Here is a 25,717-nt window from a genome sequence, read left to right as displayed (position 1 = left end):
GTGTGAGCCTACAACTCGTTGAGGATGAGCAGGCCGCGCGCGGAGTCGACGACGTACACGTAGCCGTCGCCGGGCACGCGGACGCCGAAGGCTCCCTCGTAGAGGTTGTCCGTCCGGTCGGGGTCGCTCTCGCGGAAGGTGTTGTAGTGCGCCACCTGCCGGGGCTGCGTCGGGTTGGACACGTCCAGCACGCGCAGTCCCTCCTGGTACCACGCGACGTACAGCCGCGTGCCCTGGAGGATGAAGTTGTGGATGGACGTGACGGGCCGCAGACGGAACTCGCCAATCTTCAGGATGTGCGCGGGGTCGGTGACGTCGAGCACGCGCAGGTGGGCGCCATTCGTCTCTCCTCCCTCGAAGGCGATGGTGCGGCCGGCGAAGGTGCCCACCGCGCTGTGGTGCGCGTAGGCGCGGTTGCCGTGGACGAACTGGCCCTGGTGCCGCACGTCCTCCAGGTCGGTGGCATCCAGGATGGAGAGGCCGCCAAAGCCGTTGCTGACGTAGAGGCGGCCCTCGTACGGGAGGACGTCATGCGGGCCTCCCGAGGACAGCGTCTCCGGCAGGGCGATGCTCTGGAGCAGCACGGGGCTCAGCGGCTCTGACACGTCGAAGACGAGCGTCGAGCTGTTCAGCGACATGGCATAGAGCCGGTTCCCGTCCACGAGCACGGTGTGCACGCCCTCGGGGCCCGCGGCGAACGAGCGCACGAACTCCGGCGCTCCGGGTTGGGTGATGTCGTAGACGAGGAGGCCCGAGCTCAGGCTCGCGATGTAGAGGGCATTGCCCCTGGCCCAGACACCGTTCCAGTAGTTGTCGCCCGGCAGGCTGATGGAGGCCTTGAAGATGGGGTGCTGGCGGTCGCTCACGTCGAAGACGGTGAGCCCGCCGTCGAGTCCGAACCGGGCGAAGGAGACGACGTAGGCATGCTCCTTCGCGACGTAGACGTCCGCGGGCTCACCGAGCGCCACGGGGGACTCGGAGAAGAGCTGGAGGCCTCCGGAGGACTCCGCCTCGCCCGCCCGCACCGCGACGCGGTGGGCCTCGAAGGTGCCGCTTCCGCCGAAGCGTCCGCCGGAGCAGCGGGTGAAGCAGCCGGTGATGACTCCCGGTGAGGGCACCTGGCAGCCCGCGAGCGCCGTCTCGGTGCTGGTGATGGGCGCGCCGCCGACGATGAAGAACGTCCCACCGTCCGTCTGGCGCTGGAGGAGGGGCGCGCCGGCGAGTGTGTCGGTGGCGCCGTCGGAGCGGAGCTGGAAGCTGGTGAAGGAGGGAGTGATGCGAGTGCCACCGTCGGCGAGGCGCCGCTCCATGCGGAGGTCGGTGAGGTAGATGCCATGCGGCTCCACCTGGGCGAGCGCCTCCGGGGAGCACTGCGACAAGTCGTAGCGGGACAGGTCCGCGCAGGAGACGGTGGCCGGGTCTCCCGTCGAGTCGAAGGCACACGGTGCATAGGCGCCCCGGTCAATCCAGTTCCCGCGCTCCTCCAGCACCGTGTAGCCGCCATCCCACGGCTCGGGTCCGGCGTCGGAAGTGCCGGAGTCGCCGGAGCCCGCGTCCACGTCGGTGCCAGCGTCATCGGTGCCCGAGTCGTCGTCCGTGCCCGAGTCCTCGTCGGCGCCGGAGTCGGACCCCGCGTCGACGATGATGGGGAAGGGCAGCGGGACGGGTGAGTCGGAGCAGGCGGAGAGGAAGAGCAGTGAGAGGATGGAGGCGGACAGCAGCGCCCAGGGCGAGCGCGGTGACGACGTCATGATGGACCTCGCGAGCAGGGCACCGCGCACGAAGCGCGGGCAGCCTGTCCGGATACGTCGTCACGCGTCCGGCATGTGCCGCGTCCACGGGAATGGTTGCGGCGTGAAGCGGACTTCCACCGCGAGCGTGGACACGAGAGGGCCGCCGGCGCCGATTGGTCCTGACCTTGCACAGGCGTACCGGGGCGTGCGTACCGGCGTGTAGCGGGCTCCCGGCCCACACGAAGGTGCGCCGTGAGGGACGCGGCGTCAGACGGCAGGCCAGGGTATCGGGACCGCCCTCCGCACGCTGGGGGTCGTCATCCCCGCCGGAAAGTGCGATGGAGCAGCAATGCCCATCACTCGATTGGACATCGCGGGCTACCGCTCGGTGCGAAGGCTGTCACTGGAGCTGGGGCCGGTGAATGTGATTGTCGGGCCCAACGGCAGCGGCAAGACGAACCTGTACCGCGCGCTCTACCTGCTGGTGGCTGCGGCGGAGGGACGGCTGGCGCGCACGCTGGCGGAGGAGGGCGGCACGCCGAGCGTGCTGTGGGCGGGGCCGCGCGAGGGAAAGAAGCCGGTGCGGATGACGGTGGGCGTGGAGCTGGGGGACGTGGCGTACGAGCTGAGTTGCGGCATCGTCCCGTATGACCCGACGGAGCCGGGGGCCTTCAGCCTGGACCCGGAGGTGAAGGAGGAGCACCTGTGGGTCTTCTCGGGAGGGCGAAAGCTGGTGCTGATGGAGCGCAAGGACCGCACGGCCTTCCTGCGGGACTCGGAGGGGACGCGGGTGTCGTTCCCCACGCAGCTCTGGAGCGCGGAGTCGGTGATGGACCAGCTCGCCGAGCCGCACCGCTTCCCGCGACTGGCGGAGGTGCAGCGCACGCTGCGCGCGTGGCGCTTCTACCACCAGTTCCGCACCGACCCGGACGCGCCCATGCGGCACCCGCAGGTGGGCGTGCGGACGCCAGTGTTGTCGCATGATGGGCGGGACCTCGCCGCGGCGCTGATGACCATCATCGAGATAGGGGACCGGCGCGCGCTGGAGCAGGGGCTGGAGGATGCGTTTCCGGGCTCGAGGTTGGAGGTGCGCTCGCCGGAGGGGCGCTTCAGCCTGTACCTGCACATGCCGGGGTTGATGCGGCCGATGACGGCGGCGGAGCTGTCGGACGGGACGTTGCGGTACCTGTGCCTGCTGGCGGCGCTGCTGAGCCCGAGGCCTCCGCCCTTCCTGGCGCTGAACGAGCCGGAGACGAGCCTGCACCCGGACCTGCTGGAGCCGTTGGGCCGGCTCATCACCGGCGCGGCGAAGCACAGTCAGGTATGGGTGACGACGCACGCGGAGGAGCTGGCGAAGGTGGTGGCGGAGCGCTCGCACTGCCAGCCAGTGCACCTGGTGAAGCCCGGAGGCTCCACGGAGGTGGGCGGAGCATGATTCCGGGTGTCTATCGGGTCAACCCGTGGGTGGGGCCCGCGAGCCTCGCGGTGGTGCGGCCCGGCGAGGTGGGCGGCACATGACTCCCGGCATCTATCGGGTCCACAAGCCGGTGGGCCCCACGAGCTTCTCGGTGGTGCAGTCCTTCCTGGAAGAGGTGCGGGCCCATCCAGGCAAGCGTGTGCCGGTGTGCCACGGCGGAACGTTGGACCCGTTCGCGGAAGGGCTGCTGCTCGTGCTGGTGGGCGGAGCCACGCGGCTGTTCGAGCTGCTCCACTCTGTGCCCAAGACGTACGAGGCGGAGGTGGTGTGGGGCACGGAGATGGACACTGGCGACCTGCACGGCAAGCCGGTGCTCCAGGGAGACACAGCGGCGCTGACCCCCGAGGCGCTGGACGCGGCGCTCGCGCGCTTCATCGGCTGGCAGGAGCAGGTGCCGCCCGCGACGAGCGCGAAGAAGGTGGGAGGGGAGCCGGCATACCGCAAGGCGCACCGGGGCGAGGTGGTGGAGCTGCCACCGTCGCGCGTGTACCTGCACTCAGCGCGGTGGCTGTCACATGCGCTGCCGCGCTCCAGCCGGCTGCTGCTGACGTGCCGTGGCGGCTACTACGTGCGCTCGCTGGCGAGGGACGTGGGCCGGGTGCTGGGCTGTGGCGCACACCTCTCGGCGCTGCGGCGCACGGCGATAGGCCCCTGGGAGGACCCGCCTCCGGGGCAGCGAGTCGGACTGCACGGGCGCGAACTGCTCCCCTGGAGCCGCGCGAGACTGCTGACGGATCAGGAAGTGGGCGAGCTGCGACGGGAGCGAGGCCTCCCGCTCGGAGCGGTGCAGCCCCCCGACTGGAGGCTCCCCCCTGGCTTCCCCGACCCGGACGCTCCGGTGCGCGGCTTCCATCAAGGAAGGCTCACCTTCCTGCTGCGCGAGCGCGAGGGCGCGCTGTGGAGCGAGACGGAGCTGCGCGGAGGGCTGTGACGGGTGTGGATCCGGTGACTCCCGTCACCACCCCCCGAGCCTCGGGTGATGACAGCTGTCACCGGTGGTGACTGTTGTCACCACCCCCTGCGGCCCTTGGGACACACCCCCTTCACGCCCAACCCGTTGAAATCACGAAGGAGTGGACGTGCGGACACCGGGGTAGGTGTGTGGCACGCTGCGCGCAATAGGCCTGGTCACACGCTCCAACAGCACGGAGATCCAAATGACCACCCGAATCCCTACGAACCTCGTCACCCCGGCCGTCCGCGGCCCCGCCACCCAGACGCTCACGAAGCCCGCGCAGGTCGCCACCCAGGAGCTGGTGCGGCCGGCGGTGCAGGAGCCGCGCCCCGGCATCGTCGCCGGTGGCTGCTTCCCGACGGACAGCGGCCAGTTCCCGCGGCCCCTGCCGCATCCGCTCCCGTTGCCGGGCGGCCCGCGCCCCCAGCCGGAGCCGTTCCCGGGCGACCACTGCGGCCCGCGGCCCCTGCCGCATCCGCTCCCGCTGCCGGGCGGCCCGCGCCCCCTGCCGAAGCCGCTCCCGTTCCCGTTCCCGGGCGACCGCTGTGGCACGCCGGTGCCGACGAAGCCGACCGACTGCTGGTCGCCGCTGGACGTGGGCGCGCTGGTGGAGCTGGGCAAGCTGGACAAGACGAAGGGCCCCGTCAGCGGCGAGCAGCTCGCGGACGCCATCAAGACGGGCACGGCGGACCTGGACGGCCAGGCGGCCTCCGGTGAGTTCCGCGCCTTCTCCGAGTGGGCGCAGAAGAACGCCGACCGGCTGTCGCCCGAGGCGAAGCAGGTGATGGACATCTACGCGAAGTACGCCGCGAAGTCGCAGGCCGCGGGCCAGACGGGCATCCCCCAGGCCGAGCACGACAAGATGCTGGCGGAGATGAGCAAGGTCGGCGACCAGGGTGCGAAGCGCGCCCTGGCCGGGCTGGACAAGCTGCCCTCGCCCATCTCCGGTCGCGACATGGCGAAGGCCATCGAGCGTGGCGCGAAGGACGCGGACGGCCAGACGAAGGCCGAGCTCGGCGCCTTCAAGGACTGGGCGCAGAAGAACGGCGCGAAGCTGTCGCCCGAGGCCAAGGAAGTGCTCGGCATCTTCGAGAAGCACGCGAACAAGGCCACGGCGACCGGCGACCAGGACCTGTCCCGCACCGAGTGGAAGAACATGCTCAAGGAGTTCAAGGGCGTGGGTGACGTGAGCGCGCGCACCGCGCTCGAGAAGCTGGACAAGGAGAAGGGCCCCGTCTCCGGCGAGGACATGCTGGAGGCCATCCGCGAGGGTGTGTCCGACAACGACGGCCACGCCGTCACGTCCGAGCTGCGCGAGTTCCAGAATTGGGCGCGCGAGAACAAGGAGCGCCTGACGCCCGAGGCGAAGCAGGTGCTGGCCACCTACGAGAAGGCCGCGAAGGGCGCGGGCAAGGACGGCCTGTCGCAGGCCGAGTTCGACAAGATGCTGAAGGACGCGGGCCAGTTCAAGACGTTCCGCGACGACTCCATGCGCACCTCGCTGGAGAAGCTGGACGTGAAGAGCGGCCGCATCTCCGGGAAGGACCTGGCCGAGGCCATCAAGGTCGGCGCGGGTGACCATGACGGCCAGGCAGCGGGCGTGGAGTTCGCGGACCTGCAGAAGTGGGCGCGCGAGAACTACGGCCGGCTGGGCCCGGATGCGCGCAAGGTGCTCGACATCTACGAGAAGTACGCCACCCAGGCGATGTCGAAGGGCGAGACGGGCATCGCGAACTCGGACTTCCAGAAGATGCTGCGCGAGATGAGCCGGGTGGGCGAGCCGGTGGTGCGTCCCACGTACCTCGCGGGGTGAACGGATTTCCTGGCGGACTCACGGTGCGGGAACCCGGCGGGGGCCGGGATGCGGGGGGCCGCAAGTCCCGCGACGCGAGCGCGCCAGGTGTTGTGATTGAGGGGACGCGAGGTGCCCGTGTCGTCCGGGGGGACGACGTGGGAGCCGCGGGTTTCCGCAGGGGGACTCGAGATGTCCGCGTTGTCCGGGGGGATGACGCGGGGACCTTGGGTTTCCGCAGGAAGATTCGAGGTGCCCGCGTTGTCCGGGGGGATGACGCGGGAACCTTGGGTTTCCGCAGCAGGGCTTCGAGGTGCCGGGCCATCGGGGGATGAACCGGCACCTCACTGCTTCAGCAGGACGACTTTGAGGGCCTCGGACCGTTGGGGGACGGTCCGGGGCCTCTTCTTTTTCAGCGCTCAGAGGTCCCGCGGCAGGCCCGCGCCTACTTCTTCGCCTTGGCGAGGGTGTCCTTGGCCACCTGCACCACGTTGTCGAGCGTGAAGCCGAACTTCTGCTGCAGGGCCTTGATGGGGGCGGACGCGCCGAAGCTGCGCATGGCGATGACGTTGCCGGTGTGCCCCACCCAGCGCTCCCAGCCGAAGGCAGCGGCCTTCTCCACCGCGACGCGGGCCTTCACGTCCGGAGGCAGCACGCTGTCCTGGTACTCCTGCGGCTGCTGCTCGAACAGCTCCCACGAGGGCAGGCTCACCACGCGGGCCTTGATGCCCTCGGCCTTGAGCTTCTCGTACGCGTCCACGCACAGCGACACCTCGCTGCCGGTGCCGATGAGGATGACCTCCGGCTTGCCGCCCTCCGCGTCCGCCAGCACGTAGCCGCCGCGCCTCACGCCCGACGCCGCGCCGAACTTCGTGCGGTCGAACGTGGGCACCGGCTGCCGGGTGAGCACGAGCACCACCGGGTGCTTGCGCTGCTCGCCAATCACCCGCCACGCCTCCACCACCTCGTTCGCGTCTCCGGGCCGCATCACGATGATGCCCGGAATCGCGCGCAGGCTGGCGAGCTGCTCCACCGGCTGGTGCGTGGGGCCGTCCTCGCCCAGGCCGATGGAGTCGTGCGTGAAGATGTGCAGCGCCGGCAGCTCCATCAGCGCGGACAGTCGGATGGCGGGGCGCTGGTAGTCACTGAAGATGAGGAACGTGGCGCCGTAGCCGCGCAGCTTGCTCAGGCACAGGCCGTTGACGATGGAGCCCATCGCATGCTCGCGCACGCCGAAGTGGATGTTGCGGCCGGAGTGCTCCCCGGGCTTCATCGACTCCGAGCCGGTGATGTACGTCTTCGTGGACGGGTTGAGGTCCGCCGAGCCGCCCACCAGCCACGGGTAGTGCTTCGCCACGGCGTTGAGCACCTTGCCGCTGGACTCGCGGGTGGCCATGCCCTTGGCGTCGGCGGGGAACGTCGGCAGCTCCGCGTCCCAGCCCTTGGGCGTGTCGCGGCGCTGCATGCGCTCCAGCTGGTCGGCCAGCTCGGGGAACTGCTTGCGGTACTCGTCGAAGCGCTGCATCCACTCGGAGCGCAGCTGCTTGCCGCGGTTGCCCATGCGCTCCTGGAAGCGCTCGCGCACGCCGTCGGGGACGAGGAACTTCGCGTCCTCGGGCCAGCCGTAGTTGCGCTTGGCGCCCTTGATTTCCTCGTCGCCCAGCGGCTCGCCGTGGGCCTTCGCCGAGCCCTGGAGCTTGGGCGCGCCGAAGGCAATCTGCGTGGTGACGACGATGAGCGTGGGCTTGCCGCGCAGCGTCTTGAAGGTGCGCAGCGCCTCGCCCATGACGTTGAGGTCATTGGCGTCGGCGACGTGGATGACGCGCCACCCGTAGCCCTCGAAGCGGCGGCCCACGTCCTCGGTGAAGGCCAGGTCGGTGCTGCCGTCGATGGAGATGTGGTTGCTGTCGTAGATCCAGCAGAGGTTGGGCAGCTGGAGGTGGCCGGCGATGGAGGCGGCCTCGGAGGCGACGCCCTCCATCAGGTCGCCGTCACCGCAGATGGCATAGACGTCGTAGCTGAACATCTCGAAGCCGGGGCGGTTGAAGTGCCCGGCGAGCCAGCGGCTGGCGATGGCCATGCCCACGCTGTTGGCGACGCCCTGGCCCAGGGGGCCGGTGGTGGTCTCCACGCCGCTGGTCCACCGGTACTCCGGGTGGCCGGGGGTGGCGGAGTCGAGCTGGCGGAACTTCTTGATGTCGTCCAGGGAGACGGTGGGCGCGTCCTCGACGGTGTACTCCCGGGTGACGCGCTTCACCCCGGCCAGGTGGAGCAGCGCGTACAGCAGCATGGAGGCGTGGCCGTTGGAGAGGATGAACCTGTCGCGGTCCGGCCAGATGGGGTGGGACGGGTCATAGCGCAGCTCCTGCTGCCAGACCTGATAGGCCACGGGGGCCAGGGACATCGGCGCCCCCGGGTGGCCCGAGTGGGCCTGCTGCACCGCATCCATGGCCAGGGTGCGGATGGTGTTGATGGCCAGCACGTCCTGCTTGTCGGTCGTCATGGGTGTCCTCGCGTTCCCGCTCGCGGCGCACCATGCCGTAACTGCCGCCGGAGCGCCGCACGAAACGCGAGCCCGCCCACCCGGCCGTCCGGCAGTCCACGGGGCAAGGGGAATTCATGGCCCCGGGGGGCAGGGAATGCGTCCTGCCGGTGCCCTACCGCCGCGCCGCCACACCCTTCACGGTGCGCCCGCGCGTCAGGTGTGTCACGGCCTCGCCCAGTCCCTCCACGGTGAGGGGGAACATGGGGAACACGCGCGCAACCACCGAAATCGTGCCCGAGCGCCACGTGCCCATGGGCTCGGGGTTGAGCCACACGTTGCGCTCGAAGTGCTGCGAGAGCTGCATCAGCCACGTCAGCCCTTCCAGCCCGTCCGCCTTGTAGTGCCCGTCCGCGTCGGTGCGGATGGACAGCTCGTACGGGGCCATGGAGGCGTCGCCCACGATGACCAGCTTGTGGTGCCGTCCCACCTGCGCGAGCAGCTCCGGCACCGTCATGCCGCCCGTGAGCTGCGGCGTGGCGTACAGCTTCCCGTAGACGCAGTTGTGGAAATAGAAGGTGCGCAGCTCCTTGAAGTGCGTCGCCTGGCTCGCCGCGCTGAACAGCCGGCTCATCACCGCCGCGTACGGGTCCATGGAGCCGCCCACGTCCATGGCCAGCACCACGCGGGTGTTGGGCCTGCGCGGCGGGCGCACCACCACCTCCAGCTCGCCCGCGTTCTTCGCGGTGGCGGCGATGGACTCGTCCACGTCCAGCTCGTCCGGCGCGCCGTCGCGAGCGAAGGCCCGCAGCTTGCGCAGCGCCACCGCGAGCTGCCGCGTGTCCAGCACCAGGTCATCGCGGTAGCCCGCGTACTTCCGCGCGCCCGCCTGCATCAGCGCCGCGCCCTGCCGGCCGCCCTTGCCGCCCACGCGGATGCCCTCGCGCGCGAAGCCGCCGTTGCCGAAGGGCGACGTGCCGCCCGTGCCAACCCACCGGTTGCCGCCGTCGTGGCGCTCCTGCTGCTCGCGCAGGCGCTCCTCGAACAGCCGGCGGATCTCCTCCGGGTCCAGCTGCTCCAGCAGCGCCAGCTCCTCGGGGCTCAAGTCGGCCCGCTCGCGCGCCTCCTCCAGCCAGGACAGCAGCTCCTGCGTCAGCTCCAGGCCCGCGGTCTCCACGCCCTTGAAGTGCGCGAGGAACGCCTGGTCGAACGTGTCGAGCTGCGTCTCCGAGTGCACCAGGAGCGCGCGCGCCACATGGTAGAAGCCGTCCAGGCTGCTGTCGTGGAGGCCGGCCTGGAGCGCTCCCGCCAGCGCGAGCGCCTCCTGCGCGCCCACCTTCACCCCGCGCCGGCGCAGCTCGTAGAAGAATGGCAGGAACATGGCGCGCTCCCTCTAGGCCCGGGGCCGACGTCCGCGTCCGAAGGCCTCCGCGACGGACACCAGGTCCTGCTCCTTCTTCAGCAGGGCGCCGAGGAACGGCAGGTTCTCATCCAGCTTCAGGTCGGTGAGGCCCTGGGACTTGAGCACGGCAATCCAGTCGATGAGCTCGCTGGTGGAGGGCCGCTTGCGCAGGCGGGTGAAGCCGCGCAGCTCGTAGAAGACCTTCAGGGCCTGCTCGGTCAGGTTGGCGTCCAGCCCGGGGTGGTGGACGGCGACGATGCGGCGCATGAGCTCCGCGTCGGGGAAGTCGATGAAGTGGAAGACGCAGCGGCGCAGGAAGGCGTCCGGCAGCTCCTTCTCGTTGTTGGACGTAATCACCACCACCGGGCGGTGCTTCGCCGCCACCTCGTCCCCCGTCTCGGTGACGCGGAAGCGCATCCGGTCCAGCTCGTGGAGCAAATCGTTGGGGAACTCGAGGTCCGCCTTGTCCACCTCGTCGATGAGGAGCACCACGCGCTCGGGGGCGGAGAACGCCTCGCCCAGCGGGCCCTGGCGGATGTAGCGGCGGATGTCCCGCACGTCGCCGTCGCCGAAGCGCGAGTCATACAGGCGCTGCACGGTGTCGTAGACGTAGAGGCCGTCCTGGGCGCGGGTGGTGCTCTTCACGTGCCAGGTGAGCAGCCGCTGGCCCAGGGCCTGGGCGATGGCCTCGGCCAGCAGCGTCTTGCCGGTGCCGGGCTCGCCCTTCACGAGCAGCGGTCGCTGCAGCGTCAGCGCGCAGTTGACCGCGGCCTGGAGGCCCTCGTTGGTCAGGTAGGTATCGGTGCCTCGGAAGCGGACAGGGGTGGGGACCGGAGTCATGGCTCGCCTCCTTTAACATCCGCACCGCCGTCGCGGGGGGCCGCCTGCCACCCGGCCCGGGTACCGGGCCCCCGAGGGCTGCTCCCGCGCTCTGCCGCCCTCTCGCCAGGGCCCTTCCACGTCCTCTCCGGCACGTCAGACCGGAACCGTATCCTCGTGCGTATGAAGGGGGCGACTTGATGGCGTTTTCCAAGGAAAGCCGTCGAGTTCGTCCTTGAGTCGGTCTGGATCTTCACTGGAGGCGGTCGTGGGTCACCCGTTCGTTCCGACACTGCTGCTCGTGTGGGCACTGTCCATGGCGCTGCGCGCCTGTGGCGTGACGGCGGCCACCCTGCCGCCCGAGCGCCGCCCGGTGCAGCCCGTGGACTCGGTGACGGAGACCCGGCCCATGTCCCCGCCGGCCCCCAGCGTCCGGGGCTGAGGGCGCTCTCCCTGGAGCCCGGCTGACCCCAGGGGATGTATGGCTTCGCCCGCTGGCCAACCGTTGGCTTGACCCCTGCAATGGATTTCATGCCCGAGACATGAGACGGCGTGTATCCTCCCAGCAATGGACCTTGCGAATGCTCTTGGGGAGATGTTCCGGCGCGAGCTTCAGGCACAGCTGGCTCCGCTGCAGTCGGCGGTAAGCCGCATGGAGGATGGCCTGGAGTCCCTGGAGCTGTTGCGCGTGACGACGTTCCGTCTGGCGCCGTTGATGAACCGGCTCGGCGCCATGGCGGGGGTGAGGGCGCCCTCGGTGATTCCGGAGCCCGCGGCCGTGCGCGGCGCGGGTCGGCGTGGGAAGCAGGCGGCCACGACGGGTCGGGGTGTCGCGGCGAAGCAGGCGCCAGCGGAGGCGAAGCGTGTGCGAGTGGAAGAGGGCACGCGGGCGTGCGCCGTCATCGGCTGCGCGCGCCAGAGCCGGTCGAAGGGCTACTGCTCGGCGCACTACCAGAAGCTGCGGCTGCTCATGCGCACCAACCGCCGGCCGACGGACTGGGTGGACGACGCGAGGCCGCAGTCCGTGCGTGAGGTGAAGCTGCCGCGCGGGCGTGCCGCGAGCAAGGCGCTGAAGGAAGCCGCGCCGAAGGCGTCGGCCCCGAAGGCGCCGGCCCCGAAGGCGCCGGCCCGGAAGACCTCGACCCGGAAGACTGCGGCCCCGAAGGCTGCGGCCCCGAAGACTGCGGCCCGGAAGACCTCGACCCGGAAGACTGCGGCCCGGAAGACCACGGCCTCGAAGGCCAAGGCCCCGAAGGTCTCGGCCCGGAAGGCCTCGAAGGCTTCGGCTCCCAAGCCCAAGGCTCGCAAGAAGGCCAACAAGAAGAACCAGCTGTCCCTGCTCTGACGCGTGGAGGGCCCGAGCCCTCCCTGAAGTCCCGGCGATGGTGCTGGACCTGTCGCATCCAGTTCGTGCCCTCGCCGGAGGAGCCTCGCCCGGGAGCCGGGCGGGGGGCCCCGTGCGATGGGCCCGTGAAGCCGAGGACCCCTCCAGCCGGGCGGGCCTGTTGCCGGACATCACCGTGCGCGCCGTCGTTGACAGTGCGGGGCTTGGGATGGGATTCGGGCTCGCATGAGCGAGCAAGGCTATCCGGTCACCGTGGCGGTCCGGCGTCCCGATGGACGAGTGGAGCAGGTGCGCGTGGGCACGGCGTTCAAGAACGCCGAGGGCTTCACGCTGAAGCTGGGAGAGATGTCGATTGGCAGCGCGCCGGATGCGGCGGCCGCGGCCCCGCGCCGGGCGGCGGCGCCGAGCGGCGGTGGCGGTGGTGGGGGCGGAGACGGAATGGTCTTCCCCAACTACGGCCGCAGCAAGGGCGCCCCGGTCGTGGGCGCGAGCATGGGCGACCTGGAGTTCTACGCGAACGGCGCGCGCCGCTCGCTGAACGACCCCAGCAAGTCGCGCTGGCACGACAAGGAGCGCCAGCTCCTGTCCGCAATCGAAGCGGAGATGGCGCGCCAGCAGGGCGGCGGCGGTGGCGGAGGCGGTGACAGCTACGGCGGCGGCGGTGGTGGTGGCCGGGGTGGTGGCGGCTTCGACGACGACATCCCCCCGCCGGGCGACGACGACAACATCCCGTTCTGAGTCCTGGACGGAGAGCCCGCGCCCTCACCCGGGCGCGGGCAGCTGCCCGGCATACGGCAGCCACTCTGAGTCACGGAAGGTGAGCCCGCGCCCTCACCCGGGCGCGGGCAGCTGCCCGGCATACGGCAGCCACACGGTGAAGGTGGTGCCCTGTCCCACGGTGCTGTGGACGGACACCTCGCCATGGTGGCTGTCGACGATGCGCCGGACGATGGCGAGCCCCAGCCCGGTGCCGCTGGCGCGCGTGGTGAAGAAGGGCTCGAAGATGCGGGCCCTCACCTCGGGGGCCATGCCGTGCCCGGTGTCGGAGATGGTCAGCCGGGCATGCGGGGCGCCGGCGCGGGTGTCGGGCTCGAGCTTCGCGGTGAGGGTGCCGCCGGACGGCATGGCCTGCACGGCGTTGGTGAAGAGGTTGGTGAGGGCCACGTGGAGCAGCTGTGGGTCCACGGCGACGGGCGGCAGGCTCTCGTCCACGGTGCGGGCCACGGTGATGTGCGCGGGGCCGGCGCGCAGTGACGCGCTCAGGGCCCCCTCCACCACGGGTGGCAGCGGCTGGGACTGCAGCCGGGGCTCCATGGGGCGGGCGAAGTCGAGCAGGTCGTTGACCATGAGGTCCAGCCGCTGCACCTCCTCGTCCACGATGTTCAGCAGGGTGCCCGCGTGGCCCACCGTGGCCTTGGGTGCCAGCCGTCGCAGGGCGGCGACGGCGTTGGCGATGGCGCCCAGCGGGTTGCGCACCTCGTGGGCGACGGTGGCGCTCAGCTCGCCGAGCGCGGCCATGCGCTCGCGCCGCACCAGCTCCGCCTGCGTGGCCGCCAGCGTCCGCAGCGAGTCGCGCAGCTCCTGGTTGAGGTGGCTCACCTCGTCCTGGGCGCGGCGCCGCTCGCCGAGCGCGCTGGCCAGCAGCAGCCCGGACACGCTGGCGGCGGCGAGGAACGACTGGAGGAAGACGATGCTGATGTTGTGCCCCGCCGCCTGGGCGAAGGGGCCGCAACCATGGGCGGTGTGCCAGAGCGCCAGCGTGGTCAGCACGGCGGTGGCCAGCGTGGTGCCGCGGGCCTCGAACCGCAGCGCCGCCCAGAGCAGGAAGGGGAACGCCAGGTAGGTCATCGGGTGGAGGGCCACCGTGTCCGGCGCACTGGAGCTCGGCGCGTGGAACACCAGGTGCGTGACTGCGCCCAGGCACAGCAGCAGCGCGGCCAGCTCTCCGCAGCGCCGGAGCGTCCACCCGGCCAGCCCTCTCCTCAGCCACGTGAGCAGCAGCGGCGTCACCACCAGGACGCCCATGGCGTCACCCGTCCAGAACACGCGCCACGTGTGCCAGAACCCCTCCAGCGTCAGCAGCTCCCGGGCCACGAGCAGGCCCACGCCCACGGTGGCGCCGATGGCGGTGCTGACCATCGTGGCCAGCCCCACCAGACCGAGCACGTCCCGCACCCGGTCCAGCGAGGGGCGGAAGCGCACCAGCTTCCGCAGGAGGAGCGCCCCCACCAGCGCCTCCAGCAGGTTCCCTCCGGCGATGAACAGGACGGCGGGTGACAGCGCCCACTGCGCGTGCATGGCGACCGCGCCAGTCAGGAGGGACGCCAGCAGCAGGCCGGGCCACTCACGGTACCGGGTGAGCAGCAGCCCCGCGAGCGCCACGCCGCTGGGGGGCCACATCGCGGACACGTTCTCCGGAGGGAAGATGAGCAGTCCTCCCAGCTTCACCGACAGCGCGTACGCGGAGGCCATGAGCACCAGCCGCGCGAGCGGCGGCCACCTGCGCTGGAAGGACCCGGATGTAAGCACGCGCGAGCTGTCGCCTGTCCCCCGCTGCGGGGCCCGTTCCCCGAAGCCACTGCGGTGGCGCCGAGCCTTGCACGGGGCTCCCTCGCCAGGAAGTGACCTGGAGGGCATGTCCCACCGGGGCGGAGAAGCTCCGGCCCGCCAAGAAAACCGGCGGCGCTCCGTCATTGTCACCAGGAGAGATCCACCGGAGGGGGCTCGAGACAATCACTCCCGGTAGGAGCCGCCACGGCGGCGACATGGGTAGGACTGGCTGCGGCGTCGCGATTGCCCCGGTGCATCGCGGCCTCGCGAGTAAAGACAGACACCCATGGTGAAATGAAAGGCCCACTGTGAGGGGAAAATCCCTCGTGGCCTGCTTCATTCTCAACTACCGATACTTCATTATTGACGCTGGGAGTGTTCTCCAGCAACTTCAGTGGCTTGGAGTGAGGTGCAGGCACAACATGCTTCACGATTGAATTGCCCTCAGGTGCCGTTGGACTGTCATTTCAATGACTTCGATTGTGGCCTGGATCCTGCTCAACCCGACCTGCCGGGGAATTCCTCCCTTTCGGCGTGGCTGTGGAATGACGGGGCCGTGAAATGACACCCAATGTCTGTGTCGTCGGAGCAGGTGCCTTCGTTCCTTCGCGGGTCGTGAGCAATGCGCGTATCGCGCGAGCCATCCCCGGCTGGCCGGCGGAGCGCATCGAGGAAAAGATTGGCGTCCGCGAGCGGCGCTTCCTCTGGGACATCGACGAGGTGTCGGGCCGCGCGGTGCCGCCGCCGGAGAACGACGGGCACGTCTACCCGGCCAACAACACGGACATGTGCGAGGTGGCGCTGCGCAAGGCGCTGGCGCAGTCGGGAGTGGAGGCGGGGGAGCTGGACGCGCTCTTCGTCGTCACCTGCACGCCGGACGCGCCGCACTTCAACCACGACGCCATGGAGCTGCACCGGCGGCTGGAGCTGCGCGAGGACGCCTTCGCGCTGCTGATTGACGACGGCTGTGGCGGCACGCCGTACGTGCTGGACCTGGTGAAGAAGATGATGGAGGGAGGCCGCTTCCGCACGGTGGCGGTGGTGGCCTCGGCCTTCACGTCGCCGCTGGTGAACCGTGAAGTCTATACGGACGAGCTGCCGCCCGGCCCGGGGCGCCCGAAGACGCTGCAGGGCTACCTGTCCATGTACGTGTTCGGCGACGGGGCGGGCGCGGTGGTCCTCCGCGCGAAGCCTGCCGAGGAAGGGGGCGCGGGCATCCTCGCTTCCTTCTCGGGCAATGCACACGGGGACCTGGTCATCCGCAAGGGTGGCGGCCTGCTGAAGCTGCCGTACCAGCCGGGGCGGATGCGCCCGGCGGACATGGCCTTCGTGGTGGACGGCTTCAAGGTGGCGCGCAGCTACCCGGAGTACATGCAGAAGTGCCTGGACACGGTGCTCGGGCCGCGTCCGGAGCTGAAGTCCGAGGTCCGCCGGTACTACTTCCACCAGCCGAACAAGCGGGTGATGGACGCCTTCGTCGCGCGCGCCGGCCTGCCGGCCGAGGCGGTAGCATGCAACGTGGACCGCTACGGCAACACGTCGGCGGCGGGGATGCTCATCCTCCTGGCGGAGGACCTGGAAGCGGGGCGGGTGCGGCTGGGCGGCGGAGACCTGGTGGTGGTGGCGGCGGTCGGAGCGAACATCCATTACGGCGCGCAGTTGGTGAGGCTATGACCGACAAGGGCAGGGCAGTCGAAGGGCTCGACGCGAGCGTCTCCAAGGACCTGGAAGCGCGGCTGGCGCTGGCCACGAAGGACGACACGGCGCGCGGGCTGTTCTTCAACGGCGTGGTGGCCGCGGTGCGGGTGATGGGCGGCGACGCGGCGGTGGAGCGCTGCCTCGCGGCCAGCGGAGAGAAGAAGTTCATCGACTTCTTCAACTACCCGGTGTCCGCGTTCCTGCGGATGTCCTTCACCGCGGCGCAGGTGATGGGGCCGAAGTTCGGCGGCTTCGACGGAGCGCTGCGGCGCATGGGCGTGGTGGCGACGCAGGACTTCCTGTCGTCGGCGGCGGGCAAGACGCTGCTGCTGCTGGCGTCGGAGAGCCCGAAGCGGCTGGTGGGCAACCTGCACGCCGGCTACCGGGCGGCGGTGAGCTACGGCGAGCGCGGCGTGACGTGGACGGGCGACAAGACGGGCGTCTTCTTCATGAAGCGCGACTTCATGCCGCCGCCGTACCACGAAGGCACGCTGCAGGCCGCCATCGAGGCGGTGAGCGGCAAGCAGGTGCAGGTGCACGGCCGTCAGACGGGGCCGCTCGACACCGAGTACACGCTGTCCTGGCAGTAGGTGCCCGGCGCTCCCGGCCGCGCGCAAGCGCGGTGCGGTGAGGCGCTCGAGGGCTTCACGTTTCCCGTCCCGAGCAGGGAAGGGAAGGCGTACGGGAGACGTGTGCCCGTGCGTCGGCGGTCTTGTCTCGCAGCAGCAGCAGTCACGAGAAGCAGCCCCGCGGTCCTGATGGAGGTTCTCCATGGCGCGTATGCAGGCTGGTGCAGTGGCGGTGCTGGCAGTGCTGGCGGTGATGTCGGTGGCGTCCGAGGCGCGTGCGGACGAGGCGGTGTACCAGTTCCGCACGGAGGAGGACCCGTCGACGCCGCCGGACATGGCGGTGTGCGCGGGGGCGCCCTTCGCGGCGAACGTGTTCCTGGGCGCGAGCGTGTACGTGCCCATTCACCGGCCCTGGGACGGCAAGGTGATTTACGACGGCCGCAAGCGCGCGGGGACGGCGACGGCCTGCGTGCGGATTACGGACCCCAGCTTCCCGCCGGGGCAGCAGGTGCCCTTCTACGCGCGCTTCAACCTGCCGGATGGGAGCTTCACGGCGTCGGGGACGTGCACGCTGGTGAGCAACGACGTGCCGGAGGCGGGGCTGGTGCTGGCCGGGTGCGCGCTGAGCCTGGTGCAGGTGCCGCGGGGCTTCGTGGGCGGCACGGTGTCCAGCACCAGCGTGTTCAACCCGCGTCGGCTGCCGGGGTACTCGACGGGCTCGCACTACACGCTCTACGTCTACCGCGACAGCCGCCACCGCCGCGACGCGCGCGAGGAGTGGGAGGAGTGGGAGGCCGCCCAGGTCGCCGCGAGGGCGGAGGCGGAGTAGCCCGGGAGCACGAGGGCGGCCTGCTCCGAGGTGCGGCCTCGGGGCGCCGGGCCACTCAGGACCCCAAGGCGGCGTTGAGACCAGCACCCGACGCCAACGTGTTGCGGGTAGGCAGCCGAAGGCCACCGGCGCCGAAGAGGGCCCGGCCCTGGCACACCATTTCCCCGTGTCGGCGGAGCGGGCGAAGATGCGTCCATGGACCGCAAGCGGATGGAGCTCTACGCGGCGCTCGGCTACCGGGCGCCCACGGCCTCACGTCTCGGGCGCAGGGACGCGCAGGCGGCGCCCGCGCCGGGACTGGAGGGCACGGCCCGGGACGTGGCGGACGCCGAGGCGCACGAGCTGCCTCCGCTCGGCCCGGAGGAGCTGGAAGCGCTCCGAGCGCGCTTCCAGAACGAGCCCGAGGAGGTCCTGAGCCAGGCCCGTGAGAGTCTGGACGCGCCCGTCTCGGAGCTCGACTTCGTGAGGGTGTTGCAGGAGGTGGAGCAGGCCCTGCGCGCGCCCGAGGAGGCCCTCCACGCGCTGCGCAACCCGCCCTTCCAGGCGAAGGCGTCCGTCCTGCTGCCCCCGGACTTCCGCTTCCCGTTGATGACGGGCGAAATCCCCATCGACCCGACGCGGACGAAGTTCGAGCCTGTCGCCGACCTGCGAGGCTGGCTGCTCTTCACGGGGAAGGCCTGGCTGCGCGGAGCCACGGTGCCGAGGGCACCCTTCCGCCGTCACGACGGAGCGCACCACCCCAGCCGCTTCCGCTACCCCCTGCGCGAGCCCGCGGCGGGACGGCCCGTGGAGGTGGCGCTGTTCTCGGACTTCGGCACGGGCGAGTACCCGGCGCGGTACGTGGCGCGGCAGCTCCTCATGCGCGGCGAGCGGCTGGAGTACGCGGTGCACCTGGGCGGCGTGTACTACGCCGGCCGCCAGGGCGAGTTCGACGCGCACGTGGCCGAGCCGCTGGAGTCGCTGCTGCCGGTGACGACGCTGCTGACGCTGAACGCGAACGCGGAGATGCGCTCGGGAGGCACCCCGTACTTCCGCTACCTGGACGAGCGGCGAGGCGCCGCGAGGACGCGTCAGTTCCAGGAGGGCAGCTACTTCTGCCTGGCCTCGGAGCGCTTCCAGCTCATCGGCCTGGACACGGCGTACTTCGAGCCGGGCCGGCACCGGGACTCCGCGCTGCTGGGCTGGCTGGAGTCGGTGCTCGCGGAGGGGCGGCAGCGGGGCGCGGTGAACATCCTGTTGAGCCACGGCGCGCCGTACCGGTACGGCGGCACGAGGACGTCCGCGCTGCTGGAGGACCTGAAGGCGCTGGTGGTGGAGCAGTCCCAGGTGGACCTGTGGTGCTGGGGCGGCGCGCCGCACGGCGCCCTGTTCGACCGCGGGCCGGAACTGCCGTTCCTGGGAGCGAGCCTGGGCCACGGAGGTCTGCCCGTGAGGAGGGCGGAGCCGGGCGCCGCGTCCCCCGCGCCGCTGCGCTTCCTGGAGTCCCAGCCGCGCTTCCCCGAGTGGACGGGCGTCCGCCCGGACCTGGGCAACAACGGCTACGGCTCGCTGCTGCTGCACGAGGACGGAGCGGTGGAGCTCCAGTTCCTCGACTGGATGGGCAACGTGCGCTGCACGGCGAGGCTGGCGCGCGAGGGCGGTGGTCCGCTGGTCATCCAGCGGCTCGAGCCCGGCGAGGAGTGACGCCACGGCCCGAAGCGCCTGGAGCCACGGCCAGAGCCACGGCCGGAGTCACAGCCCTACGCGCGTGTACCAGGGAGCCCGCGCCGGCACGGACATCATCCGCTGCGTGTCACGAGGCCGGGGCACGGTGGTGTACCGGAGCCGGTAGCCGCGAGGCAGCGTCTTCCAGTAGGTGATTTGCCAGGGCGCCAGCTCCTCGCCGCGCTTCGACTCGGGCACGGGCTGGTTCTCGTCCCCGAGCGCCTCATGGAAGCGGAACTCCTCCTCGGCGGCTTCGAGGCTCGCGGCCTCGATGACCCACGCGTCCGGAGTCCCGGCGGGCCCCGGCTCCTCTCCGGCATTCACGTAGCGGCTCCAGTCGGGGCGGGCGTGGCGTTCCCAGAGGGCGCCGCCCTCGGGGGTGAGCTCATAGCCGAAGTACGAGCGGGGCCGGCGCGCGTCGATGGCGCGGGAAATCTCCTCCGGGGAGAACAGCTCCTCGAAGCCATCGGGAAGCTCATGGATGCGGATGAGGCCGCGCTCGGCGAGCTCGGACAGCCGCTCGCACAGCTCCTCGCGAGAGAAGCGAGGGTCATCCTGCATGTTGAGCGCGACGTGGGGATTCGGCTCCGCGAGCATGTGCAGGGGCGTGGGCAGCTCCATGGCGACCTCCAGGAGCCAGAGGTACAGGGGGTCCACCTTCTCGTTCTCGGGGCTCTGCGTCATGTCCCCGGAGGATAGAGCATCCAGGCCTGTCGGGCACGGCACCCCGGCCCTCCAGGGCAGTTGTTCCGAATTCGGAACTTCCGAAATCGGAACATGTGTTATGCGGGGAGCATGAAGCCGCTCCGCCTCGTCCTGGACGTCCACCGCGCCACGCACCGCATCGGCCTGTTCCTGGACGCCGCCGAGCCCGCGCTGGACGTGTCCCAGGGCGAGGCCCACCTGCTGGCCTACCTGCTGGAGGTGGGGGACACCTCGCTGGGGGTGCTGCACGCAGCCTTCGCCCACAAGCGCTCCACGCTCACCAGCTACGTGGACCGGCTGGAGGCGAAGCGGCTGGTGCGCAGGGAGCTGCGGCCGGAGGACCGGCGCTCGTTCCAGGTGTCGCTGACGGCGGCGGGCCGGACGCTGGCGACCCGCGTGCACCGGCGCCTGGAGGCCCTGGAAGCGGCGGCACTGGAAGGGCTGAGCGCGAGGGACGTGGAAGCACTCAAGAAGGGGCTCACGGCGCTCGCCGAAGCGGGGGAGGCGGCGCCACCGAAACGAAAACCCCGCGCCAAGGGAGGTGGATGATGAGCACACCGGCGACACAGCAGTCCCAGGAAGGGCCGAAGGCGAAGGCCCCGGTCGAGCTGTCGGACACGGACTTCCTCGCGGCGGTGGAGGCGGCCACGTACCCGGGCGAGGACTTCCGGCACCGCGCGCATGTGCGGCTGGCGTGGCTGTGCCTGCGAGAGCACGGCTTCGAGTCCGGGCTGGAGCGGGTGCGCGGCCTCATCCAGCGCTACGCGGCGGCGCTCGGCGCGACGGGGAAGTACCACGAGACGCTCACCCGGGCCTGGGCGGAGCTGGTGCAGGTGGGGCTCGACGCGGCTCCAGGCGCCACCTCGTTCGACGCCTTCCTGGAGGCGAGGCCGGAGCTGTGCGACTCGCGGCTCCTGGAGCGGTACTACCGCAAGGAGACGCTGGACTCACTGGATGCGCGCGCGGGCTGGGTGCCTCCGGACAGGGCACCGCTGCCTGCCCGGATGTCGCGAGCCGCTGCTCCAGGAATGCGGCCCGCGAGCGCGGGAGGCGATGCGCCACGGCTCGCTTGACGGGAACGCGGGCGTACCCGGGCCTCACGGCCCCTGGACGCCGTGCTCCTTCATGTACTTGTCCAGCGTTCCCCGAGCCTGGGAGCGGACCTTGTTCTTCAGCAGCGGGGTCCACCCGAGCAGCAGGCCCATGGGGCCGATGGCCTGGCGGGACCACGCGTAGAAGTCGAAGCGGTCGCGGTGGCGGAGAATCTTTCCGTCGCGGAACTCGAACTCCGCGTCGATGCGGTTGATGACCTTCCGGCCGGTGGCGCCGAAGGTGTAGTGCGCGTCCCAGTGGGCGCGGCCGGTGCGGTCATCGGCCTGGACGTCGCGGAAGGTGAGCTGCAGGTCCTTGCCGCGCTCGCAGAGCATGCGCCACATGGAGGTGACTCCGGCGTGGCGCAGGCCGACGAAGACCTCGTCGGAGAACTCGGCGTCGGGGTGGTAGCAGGCGGCCATGGCGTCGCCGTCGCGCCGCTGGAACGCGGAGTAGAAGTCGGTGATGAGCTGGGAGTGCGGATGCATGAGGCAGGTGTAGCAGACCTGTCAGTGTGCGTGCGCCAACTGTCGGGCGTTCACCTGCGGGGCGGGCCGTTGCCTCCGGGAACGCTGTCAGGGACCTGGCACGTCCATACCTCACCCGACACAGCGCCGCATGGCGCGGCGCCGGGAGGTGTGGAGCATGGGGAGTCCGATTCGCGGCGGAACGGTAGCGGGTGTGCTGCTGGCCGCGGCGGTGGCGGGGGTGGCGGCGCTGCCCGGAATCGCGGGGGCGCAGGTCTTCTCGCCCGTGCGCAGCCTGACGACGACGGCGGCGGGCTACCAGGAGCCACAGGTGTCCGCGCTGGGCAGTGACGTGCACGTGGTCTGGGTGGACGCGGCGACCGGGAGCGGGGACGTGTACTACCGGCGCAGCACGGACGGCGGCGCCACCTTCGGCCCGGTGCGAAACCTCAGTGAGGAAGGCATCACTCCCGAGGAGGAAGCGCACGGGGTGCGGGTGCTCGCGCAGGGAACCCGCGTCTACCTGACGTGGGTGGAGGGCGGGCTGCGCTTCCGCTCGAGTGAGAATCGCGGCGCCACCTTCGGGCCCGTGCTGGAGCTGACGAGCTACCCCGAGGGCGGCCTGCGCCTGGCCGCGGGCGGCGGCGACAACGTCCACCTGGCGTGGTTCCGCTCGCTGGAGGACGAGGTGGGAGACATCTACTTCGTGCGCAGCCCGGTGGCGGGGCGCGTCTTCGCGGACATCGAGGACGTGAACGAGGGCCGAACCTACGGCGGCGTCGAGCTGGCCGCGCGCGGCGAGCACGTCTACGTGCTGTGGGACGACGGTGGCAGCAACGACGGCTCGGACCTCTTCTTCCGTCGCAGCACGGACGGCGGAATCACCTTCGGGCCCACCCTCCGGCTCACCGACACGGAGGAGAACTCGCACCAGCAGCAGCTCGCGGTGCTGGGCAACAGCCTCTATGTCGTGTGGAGCGAGTGCACCTTCCGCTGCCAGGTGTGGCTGCGCCGGAGCCCGGACGCCGGGGCCACCTTCGGGGCGGAGGTGAAGGTGAGCCAGGGGTTGGACAGTGCCTTCGACCCGAGGCTGGTGGTGCGGGACTCGCGGGTGTTCGTGTCCTGGACGGGGCAGACGCTGGACCGCTACGAGTCCGACATCTACCTCTCGCTGAGCGTGGACGGAGGCGCCACCTTCGCCGCGCCGGTGAGCGTGAGTGGCACGCCCGCGGACTCGCGGGACGCACGGCTGGTGCCGGCGAGCGTGGGCGTACGGCTGGTGTGGACGGAGGGCTATGGGGGCGAGCGGGACGTCCACACGCGGGCCACGTCGGGCTTCGGGCTGGCGCTCGGGGCGGCGGAGAACCTGAGCCGGACGGCGGGGGATTCGGGAGAGGCGTCCATCGCCTCCTCGAGGTGCGGGACGCAGTCGCATGTGGTGTGGCTGGAGGGGGCGGAGTCCGGCAACTCGGTGCGATACCGCCGGGCCTCGCTGCCCTTCTCGCCCTTCGCGTGCGTGCTGCTGCCCGAGGCCCGCTAGCCTTCCGGGGAGGCGACGGCGGGGTGGGGTGGTCCGGTGCCCGGGGGCAGTCCCTCGGGCCCGGCCCTCTGGTGGCATGGGTGGGGTGTACGCCGCTGGACCGTTGGCGTGCGGAATGGCGCGGCGAAGGCCCGGAGTGCATGGCAGATTCGCCCCCATGGCTCGCGACATCGTCATCTGGCCCCATAAGGTACTCACCTCGCCCACGAAGCCCGTGACGGACTTCGGCCCCCCGCTCCAGAAGCTGCTGGAGGAGATGGCCGATTCGATGAAGGAAGCAGAGGGCATCGGCATCGCCGCCAACCAGGTCGGCGAGCCGCTGCGCATGGCGCTGGTGGGCCGCGAGGACGGCACGTCCTTCGAAATCATCAATCCGCAGGTGTTGGAGAAGAAGGAGGCCGTGACGCTGGAGGAGGGCTGCCTGTCCGTCCCCCGCGAGTGGGAGAAGTGCCCGCGCTTCCACCGGGTGAAGGTGCGCTACCAGGACCGGACGGGCGAGTGGCACGAGATGGAGGCGGAGGGCCGGCTCGCGCACGTGCTGCAGCATGAAATCGACCACCTGGACGGGCACGTCTTCGTGGACCACCTGTCCAGCCTCAAGCGCACCCTCATCCTCGGGCGGATGCAGAAGCTGCAGAAGGCGAAGGCCCGGCAGAAGGGCCAGGACTGAAGCGAACGGGGGGAGCCATGGCCACACACACCATTCCCGAGCGGGTCGCCACCTTCCGTGAGGAGTACCGGCGAAAGTATGTAGGAGCGCGCTACTCGGGGCGGGCCCACTTCGCCTTCACCAGCGTGGGTTCGCTGGCGGCCATCGGCTTCTCGCTCTCCCGCCTGGAGGCCGTCCGCCCCCTGGAGTGGCTGACGGTGCCCGCGGTCTTCCTGCTGGGGAACGTCGTGGAGTTCCTCGGCCACCGGGGGCCCATGCACCATCGTCGGCGAGGACTGAGGCTGCTCTTCCAGAGGCACACGGAGCAGCACCACCGCTTCTTCACCCACGAGGCGCTCGCCTACGAGTCGGCCCGCGACGTGAAGATGGTCCTCTTCCCGCCCGTGCTGCTGCTCTTCTTCCTGGGCGCCATCGCCACCCCGCTGGCGGCGCTGAGCTTCGCGCTCGTCTCACCAAACGTGGGCTGGCTCTTCGCGGCCTCGGCCGTGGGCTACTACCTCACCTACGAGTGGCTCCACTTCTGCCACCACCTGCCGCCGGAGCACCCGGTGGCCCGGCTCCCGCTGATGGCGAGGCTGCGGCGTCACCACCAGACGCACCACGACCCCTCGAAGATGCAGCGGTACAACTTCAACATCACCGTCCCGCTCTCGGACTGGCTCTTCGGGACCACCTGGCGGCCAGCGGCTCCCAGCGGGGTGGATCATCCCGAGCTCCCCCGTCCCCGAGCGGAACTCGAGCCCTGAAGCAGCTCGTCCGGTTGCTCTCCAGGCTGCAAACCGGGGATTTCACGGGAGGAAGCGCCGAACCGGGGCAGGGGGTTCACACCCATGAAGGGGTGATTAAATCCCTCAATGCGAAGGTGTCACCTGGACTTCGGATCATGATGATTTGACGGCCTTGTGACGACGCGTTAGAAACTGAACCTCTGCTCGGCGCCTCGGTGTCCGTTACCGGGTGCGAACGGGGGAAGAAAAAGGTCGGCGAAGCTTGTTGACCCTGGACGCGGCGGTGGTAGAAGCCGCGCCCCCTCGACCGAGCGGCTGATCTCAGCGACTCGCCGGGGCGGACAGAAGAAGTACGAAGGATCCGACCAAATAGGTTGATCCACGGAGCGGCGGTGGTAGAAGCCGCGCCTCACCCGAGGCGGAGCAGCTCGGGAAGCTGACAGAGAGAATAAAAGGAGTCGACCGAAGCGGTTGACTCGCGACGCGGCGGTGGTAGAAGCCGCGCCCCACTCGACGGACCCGCTGGCGGGCAGCAGCAGCCAGGTGGATCCGGGGAGAGCAGGACGGAAGAAAGAGTCGGCCGAAGCGGTTGACTCGAAACGCGGTGGTGGTAGAAGCCGCGACCCCACGACGAAGCCCGCGCACTGGTGCGGAAGATACTTCGGCCGTGGTGCATCACCGACAAACGGAATACGGCGGTCAACGAAGCGAGTTGACAGGAAACGCGGCGACGAAGTAGAAGCCGCGCCCCCGACGAAGAAAAAGCCCGGGCAGCAGGACGGGCGACTCGGCGAGGGAAAGTCAACGAAGCAGCGGTTGACAGGGATGGCGGCAAGGAAGTAGAAGCCGCTCCCCCTCGAAAGAAACAGCGGAAGCCACTGGGCGGCGCTGAGGACTTCGAGAGGCCCCGAGGACGCAAAAGTCGAAGTTGACAGCGGATGCGGACTCGAATAAAAGATGCAGCCCCGCCGGTTGGAAACGGCAGGCAGCAAGCGCAGCAACGGTAACAAGAAGTCGCGAGTGGTACAAGCGGCTCGGTCTTTGAAAACCAAATAGCAAGCCCAAGTAGAAGACAGATTGCGGAAACCGCAGTCAATTCTTTGACGGTGCCAGCCAGGTCGCGCTGAGAAGCGCAGCCGGCAGCACCGATATGAATCAGC

General features: G+C 70.3%; 22 protein-coding genes. 15 read left to right on the top strand and 7 right to left on the bottom strand.

Annotated elements, in window-relative coordinates:
- Positions 1-8: 8 nt before the first annotated feature.
- Complete coding sequence (locus G4D85_RS38115; protein ID WP_164019037.1) at positions 9-1,751, bottom strand: LVIVD repeat-containing protein; 1,743 nt, start codon at positions 1,749-1,751, stop codon at positions 9-11.
- A gap of 331 nt (positions 1,752-2,082) precedes the next feature.
- Between G4D85_RS38115 and G4D85_RS38110 the strand changes: the two genes are divergently transcribed.
- The 3 genes from G4D85_RS38110 to G4D85_RS38100 all read left to right on the top strand — a co-directional run bounded on the left by G4D85_RS38110 (position 2,083) and on the right by G4D85_RS38100 (position 5,978).
- Complete coding sequence (locus tag G4D85_RS38110; protein ID WP_164019036.1) at positions 2,083-3,168, top strand: AAA family ATPase; 1,086 nt, start codon at positions 2,083-2,085, stop codon at positions 3,166-3,168.
- A gap of 79 nt (positions 3,169-3,247) precedes the next feature.
- Complete coding sequence (gene truB / locus G4D85_RS38105) at positions 3,248-4,141, top strand: tRNA pseudouridine(55) synthase TruB (RefSeq protein ID WP_164019035.1); 894 nt, start codon at positions 3,248-3,250, stop codon at positions 4,139-4,141.
- Between the two features lie 226 nt (positions 4,142-4,367).
- The gene (locus tag G4D85_RS38100) at positions 4,368-5,978 is read left to right on the top strand and encodes a hypothetical protein (RefSeq protein WP_164019034.1); all 1,611 of its coding nucleotides are present in this window, start codon (positions 4,368-4,370) and stop codon (positions 5,976-5,978) included.
- A gap of 424 nt (positions 5,979-6,402) precedes the next feature.
- Here the strand turns inward: G4D85_RS38100 and tkt are convergent, their stop codons facing one another.
- The 3 genes from tkt to G4D85_RS38085 form a co-directional block, all read right to left on the bottom strand.
- Positions 6,403-8,460 (bottom strand): transketolase, encoded by a 2,058-nt coding sequence (gene tkt, locus G4D85_RS38095; protein WP_164019033.1) that lies wholly within the window; start codon positions 8,458-8,460, stop codon positions 6,403-6,405.
- Positions 8,461-8,614: 154 nt separating this feature from the next.
- Positions 8,615-9,820 (bottom strand): vWA domain-containing protein, encoded by a 1,206-nt coding sequence (locus G4D85_RS38090; RefSeq protein ID WP_164019032.1) that lies wholly within the window; start codon positions 9,818-9,820, stop codon positions 8,615-8,617.
- A gap of 12 nt (positions 9,821-9,832) precedes the next feature.
- Positions 9,833-10,681 carry an AAA family ATPase gene (locus tag G4D85_RS38085; RefSeq protein WP_164019031.1) on the bottom strand — a complete coding sequence of 283 codons (849 nt, stop codon included), beginning with the start codon at positions 10,679-10,681 and terminating at the stop codon, positions 9,833-9,835.
- Between the two features lie 247 nt (positions 10,682-10,928).
- Between G4D85_RS38085 and G4D85_RS38080 the strand changes: the two genes are divergently transcribed.
- From G4D85_RS38080 to G4D85_RS38070, 3 genes are all read left to right on the top strand, one after another.
- A complete protein-coding gene (locus G4D85_RS38080) occupies positions 10,929-11,102 on the top strand; it encodes a hypothetical protein (RefSeq protein ID WP_164019030.1) in 174 nt (57 codons plus the stop codon).
- Between the two features lie 210 nt (positions 11,103-11,312).
- Positions 11,313-12,005: a cell wall protein gene (locus tag G4D85_RS50605; RefSeq protein ID WP_338052931.1), complete on the top strand. Its 693-nt coding sequence runs from the start codon at positions 11,313-11,315 to the stop codon at positions 12,003-12,005.
- 225 nt (positions 12,006-12,230) lie between these two features.
- Positions 12,231-12,743, top strand: a complete 513-nt coding sequence (locus G4D85_RS38070; protein ID WP_164019028.1) for a hypothetical protein — start codon at positions 12,231-12,233, stop codon at positions 12,741-12,743.
- A 93-nt stretch (positions 12,744-12,836) separates the two neighbouring features.
- Here G4D85_RS38070 and G4D85_RS38065 read toward each other — a convergent pair whose 3' ends face one another.
- Positions 12,837-14,477, bottom strand: coding sequence for an MASE1 domain-containing protein (locus tag G4D85_RS38065; RefSeq protein WP_205525883.1), 1,641 nt, complete (start codon positions 14,475-14,477; stop codon positions 12,837-12,839).
- A 639-nt stretch (positions 14,478-15,116) separates the two neighbouring features.
- Between G4D85_RS38065 and G4D85_RS38060 the strand changes: the two genes are divergently transcribed.
- The 4 genes from G4D85_RS38060 (at position 15,117) to G4D85_RS38045 (ending at position 19,334) form a co-directional block, all read left to right on the top strand.
- Positions 15,117-16,229 carry a 3-oxoacyl-ACP synthase III family protein gene (locus tag G4D85_RS38060; RefSeq protein WP_164019026.1) on the top strand — a complete coding sequence of 371 codons (1,113 nt, stop codon included), beginning with the start codon at positions 15,117-15,119 and terminating at the stop codon, positions 16,227-16,229.
- Positions 16,226-16,843 (top strand): DUF2378 family protein, encoded by a 618-nt coding sequence (locus G4D85_RS38055; protein WP_164019025.1) that lies wholly within the window; start codon positions 16,226-16,228, stop codon positions 16,841-16,843. The genes G4D85_RS38060 and G4D85_RS38055 overlap by 4 nt, the downstream gene beginning before the upstream one ends.
- A gap of 181 nt (positions 16,844-17,024) precedes the next feature.
- A complete protein-coding gene (locus G4D85_RS38050) occupies positions 17,025-17,651 on the top strand; it encodes a hypothetical protein (protein ID WP_164019024.1) in 627 nt (208 codons plus the stop codon).
- Between the two features lie 195 nt (positions 17,652-17,846).
- Entirely contained in the window at positions 17,847-19,334 is a 1,488-nt protein-coding gene (locus G4D85_RS38045) for a type IV pilus assembly protein FimV (RefSeq protein WP_164019023.1), read from the top strand.
- A 48-nt stretch (positions 19,335-19,382) separates the two neighbouring features.
- Here G4D85_RS38045 and G4D85_RS38040 read toward each other — a convergent pair whose 3' ends face one another.
- Entirely contained in the window at positions 19,383-20,039 is a 657-nt protein-coding gene (locus G4D85_RS38040; protein WP_240359744.1) for a hypothetical protein, read from the bottom strand.
- A 111-nt stretch (positions 20,040-20,150) separates the two neighbouring features.
- Between G4D85_RS38040 and G4D85_RS38035 the strand changes: the two genes are divergently transcribed.
- Positions 20,151-20,609, top strand: a complete 459-nt coding sequence (locus tag G4D85_RS38035; protein ID WP_164019022.1) for a MarR family winged helix-turn-helix transcriptional regulator — start codon at positions 20,151-20,153, stop codon at positions 20,607-20,609.
- Positions 20,606-21,133: a hypothetical protein gene (locus tag G4D85_RS38030; RefSeq protein ID WP_164019021.1), complete on the top strand. Its 528-nt coding sequence runs from the start codon at positions 20,606-20,608 to the stop codon at positions 21,131-21,133. Before G4D85_RS38035 ends, G4D85_RS38030 begins: the two co-directional genes overlap by 4 nt.
- Positions 21,134-21,157: 24 nt before the next feature.
- On the opposite strand, the gene G4D85_RS38025 is transcribed toward G4D85_RS38030, so the two are convergent.
- Positions 21,158-21,640, bottom strand: a complete 483-nt coding sequence (locus tag G4D85_RS38025) for a nuclear transport factor 2 family protein (protein ID WP_164019020.1) — start codon at positions 21,638-21,640, stop codon at positions 21,158-21,160.
- Positions 21,641-21,797: 157 nt separating this feature from the next.
- On the opposite strand from G4D85_RS38025, the gene G4D85_RS38020 reads away from it, so the two are divergent.
- The 3 genes from G4D85_RS38020 to G4D85_RS38010 all read left to right on the top strand — a co-directional run bounded on the left by G4D85_RS38020 (position 21,798) and on the right by G4D85_RS38010 (position 24,575).
- Positions 21,798-23,159, top strand: coding sequence for a hypothetical protein (locus tag G4D85_RS38020; RefSeq protein ID WP_240359743.1), 1,362 nt, complete (start codon positions 21,798-21,800; stop codon positions 23,157-23,159).
- 157 nt (positions 23,160-23,316) lie between these two features.
- Positions 23,317-23,829, top strand: a complete 513-nt coding sequence (gene def / locus G4D85_RS38015; protein WP_164019019.1) for a peptide deformylase — start codon at positions 23,317-23,319, stop codon at positions 23,827-23,829.
- Positions 23,830-23,846: 17 nt separating this feature from the next.
- Positions 23,847-24,575, top strand: a complete 729-nt coding sequence (locus G4D85_RS38010) for a sterol desaturase family protein (RefSeq protein ID WP_164019018.1) — start codon at positions 23,847-23,849, stop codon at positions 24,573-24,575.
- Positions 24,576-25,717 lie beyond the last annotated feature (1,142 nt).

Origin of the sequence: Pyxidicoccus trucidator (genome assembly GCF_010894435.1) — a bacterium.
Classification (GTDB): Bacteria; Myxococcota; Myxococcia; order Myxococcales; family Myxococcaceae; genus Myxococcus; species Myxococcus trucidator.
The sequence above is the reverse complement of the archived record's forward strand: the minus strand, read 5'-3'. Positions and strand labels throughout refer to the sequence as shown.

Excerpts from the sequence above, each read along its gene's own strand:
- G4D85_RS38115 (WP_164019037.1), bottom strand. The coding sequence starts at position 1,751 with ATGACGTCGTCACCGCGCTCGCCCTGGGCGCTGCTGTCCGCCTCCATC.
- G4D85_RS38110 (WP_164019036.1), top strand. The coding sequence starts at position 2,083 with ATGCCCATCACTCGATTGGACATCGCGGGCTACCGCTCGGTGCGAAGG.
- truB (WP_164019035.1), top strand. The coding sequence starts at position 3,248 with ATGACTCCCGGCATCTATCGGGTCCACAAGCCGGTGGGCCCCACGAGC.
- G4D85_RS38100 (WP_164019034.1), top strand. The coding sequence starts at position 4,368 with ATGACCACCCGAATCCCTACGAACCTCGTCACCCCGGCCGTCCGCGGC.
- tkt (WP_164019033.1), bottom strand. The coding sequence starts at position 8,460 with ATGACGACCGACAAGCAGGACGTGCTGGCCATCAACACCATCCGCACC.
- G4D85_RS38090 (WP_164019032.1), bottom strand. The coding sequence starts at position 9,820 with ATGTTCCTGCCATTCTTCTACGAGCTGCGCCGGCGCGGGGTGAAGGTG.
- G4D85_RS38085 (WP_164019031.1), bottom strand. The coding sequence starts at position 10,681 with ATGACTCCGGTCCCCACCCCTGTCCGCTTCCGAGGCACCGATACCTAC.
- G4D85_RS50605 (WP_338052931.1), top strand. The coding sequence starts at position 11,313 with ATGGAGGATGGCCTGGAGTCCCTGGAGCTGTTGCGCGTGACGACGTTC.
- G4D85_RS38070 (WP_164019028.1), top strand. The coding sequence starts at position 12,231 with ATGAGCGAGCAAGGCTATCCGGTCACCGTGGCGGTCCGGCGTCCCGAT.
- G4D85_RS38065 (WP_205525883.1), bottom strand. The coding sequence starts at position 14,477 with ATGGCCTCCGCGTACGCGCTGTCGGTGAAGCTGGGAGGACTGCTCATC.
- G4D85_RS38060 (WP_164019026.1), top strand. The coding sequence starts at position 15,117 with ATGACACCCAATGTCTGTGTCGTCGGAGCAGGTGCCTTCGTTCCTTCG.
- G4D85_RS38055 (WP_164019025.1), top strand. The coding sequence starts at position 16,226 with ATGACCGACAAGGGCAGGGCAGTCGAAGGGCTCGACGCGAGCGTCTCC.
- G4D85_RS38050 (WP_164019024.1), top strand. The coding sequence starts at position 17,025 with ATGGCGCGTATGCAGGCTGGTGCAGTGGCGGTGCTGGCAGTGCTGGCG.
- G4D85_RS38045 (WP_164019023.1), top strand. The coding sequence starts at position 17,847 with ATGGACCGCAAGCGGATGGAGCTCTACGCGGCGCTCGGCTACCGGGCG.
- G4D85_RS38040 (WP_240359744.1), bottom strand. The coding sequence starts at position 20,039 with ATGACGCAGAGCCCCGAGAACGAGAAGGTGGACCCCCTGTACCTCTGG.
- G4D85_RS38035 (WP_164019022.1), top strand. The coding sequence starts at position 20,151 with ATGAAGCCGCTCCGCCTCGTCCTGGACGTCCACCGCGCCACGCACCGC.
- G4D85_RS38030 (WP_164019021.1), top strand. The coding sequence starts at position 20,606 with ATGATGAGCACACCGGCGACACAGCAGTCCCAGGAAGGGCCGAAGGCG.
- G4D85_RS38025 (WP_164019020.1), bottom strand. The coding sequence starts at position 21,640 with ATGCATCCGCACTCCCAGCTCATCACCGACTTCTACTCCGCGTTCCAG.
- G4D85_RS38020 (WP_240359743.1), top strand. The coding sequence starts at position 21,798 with ATGGGGAGTCCGATTCGCGGCGGAACGGTAGCGGGTGTGCTGCTGGCC.
- def (WP_164019019.1), top strand. The coding sequence starts at position 23,317 with ATGGCTCGCGACATCGTCATCTGGCCCCATAAGGTACTCACCTCGCCC.
- G4D85_RS38010 (WP_164019018.1), top strand. The coding sequence starts at position 23,847 with ATGGCCACACACACCATTCCCGAGCGGGTCGCCACCTTCCGTGAGGAG.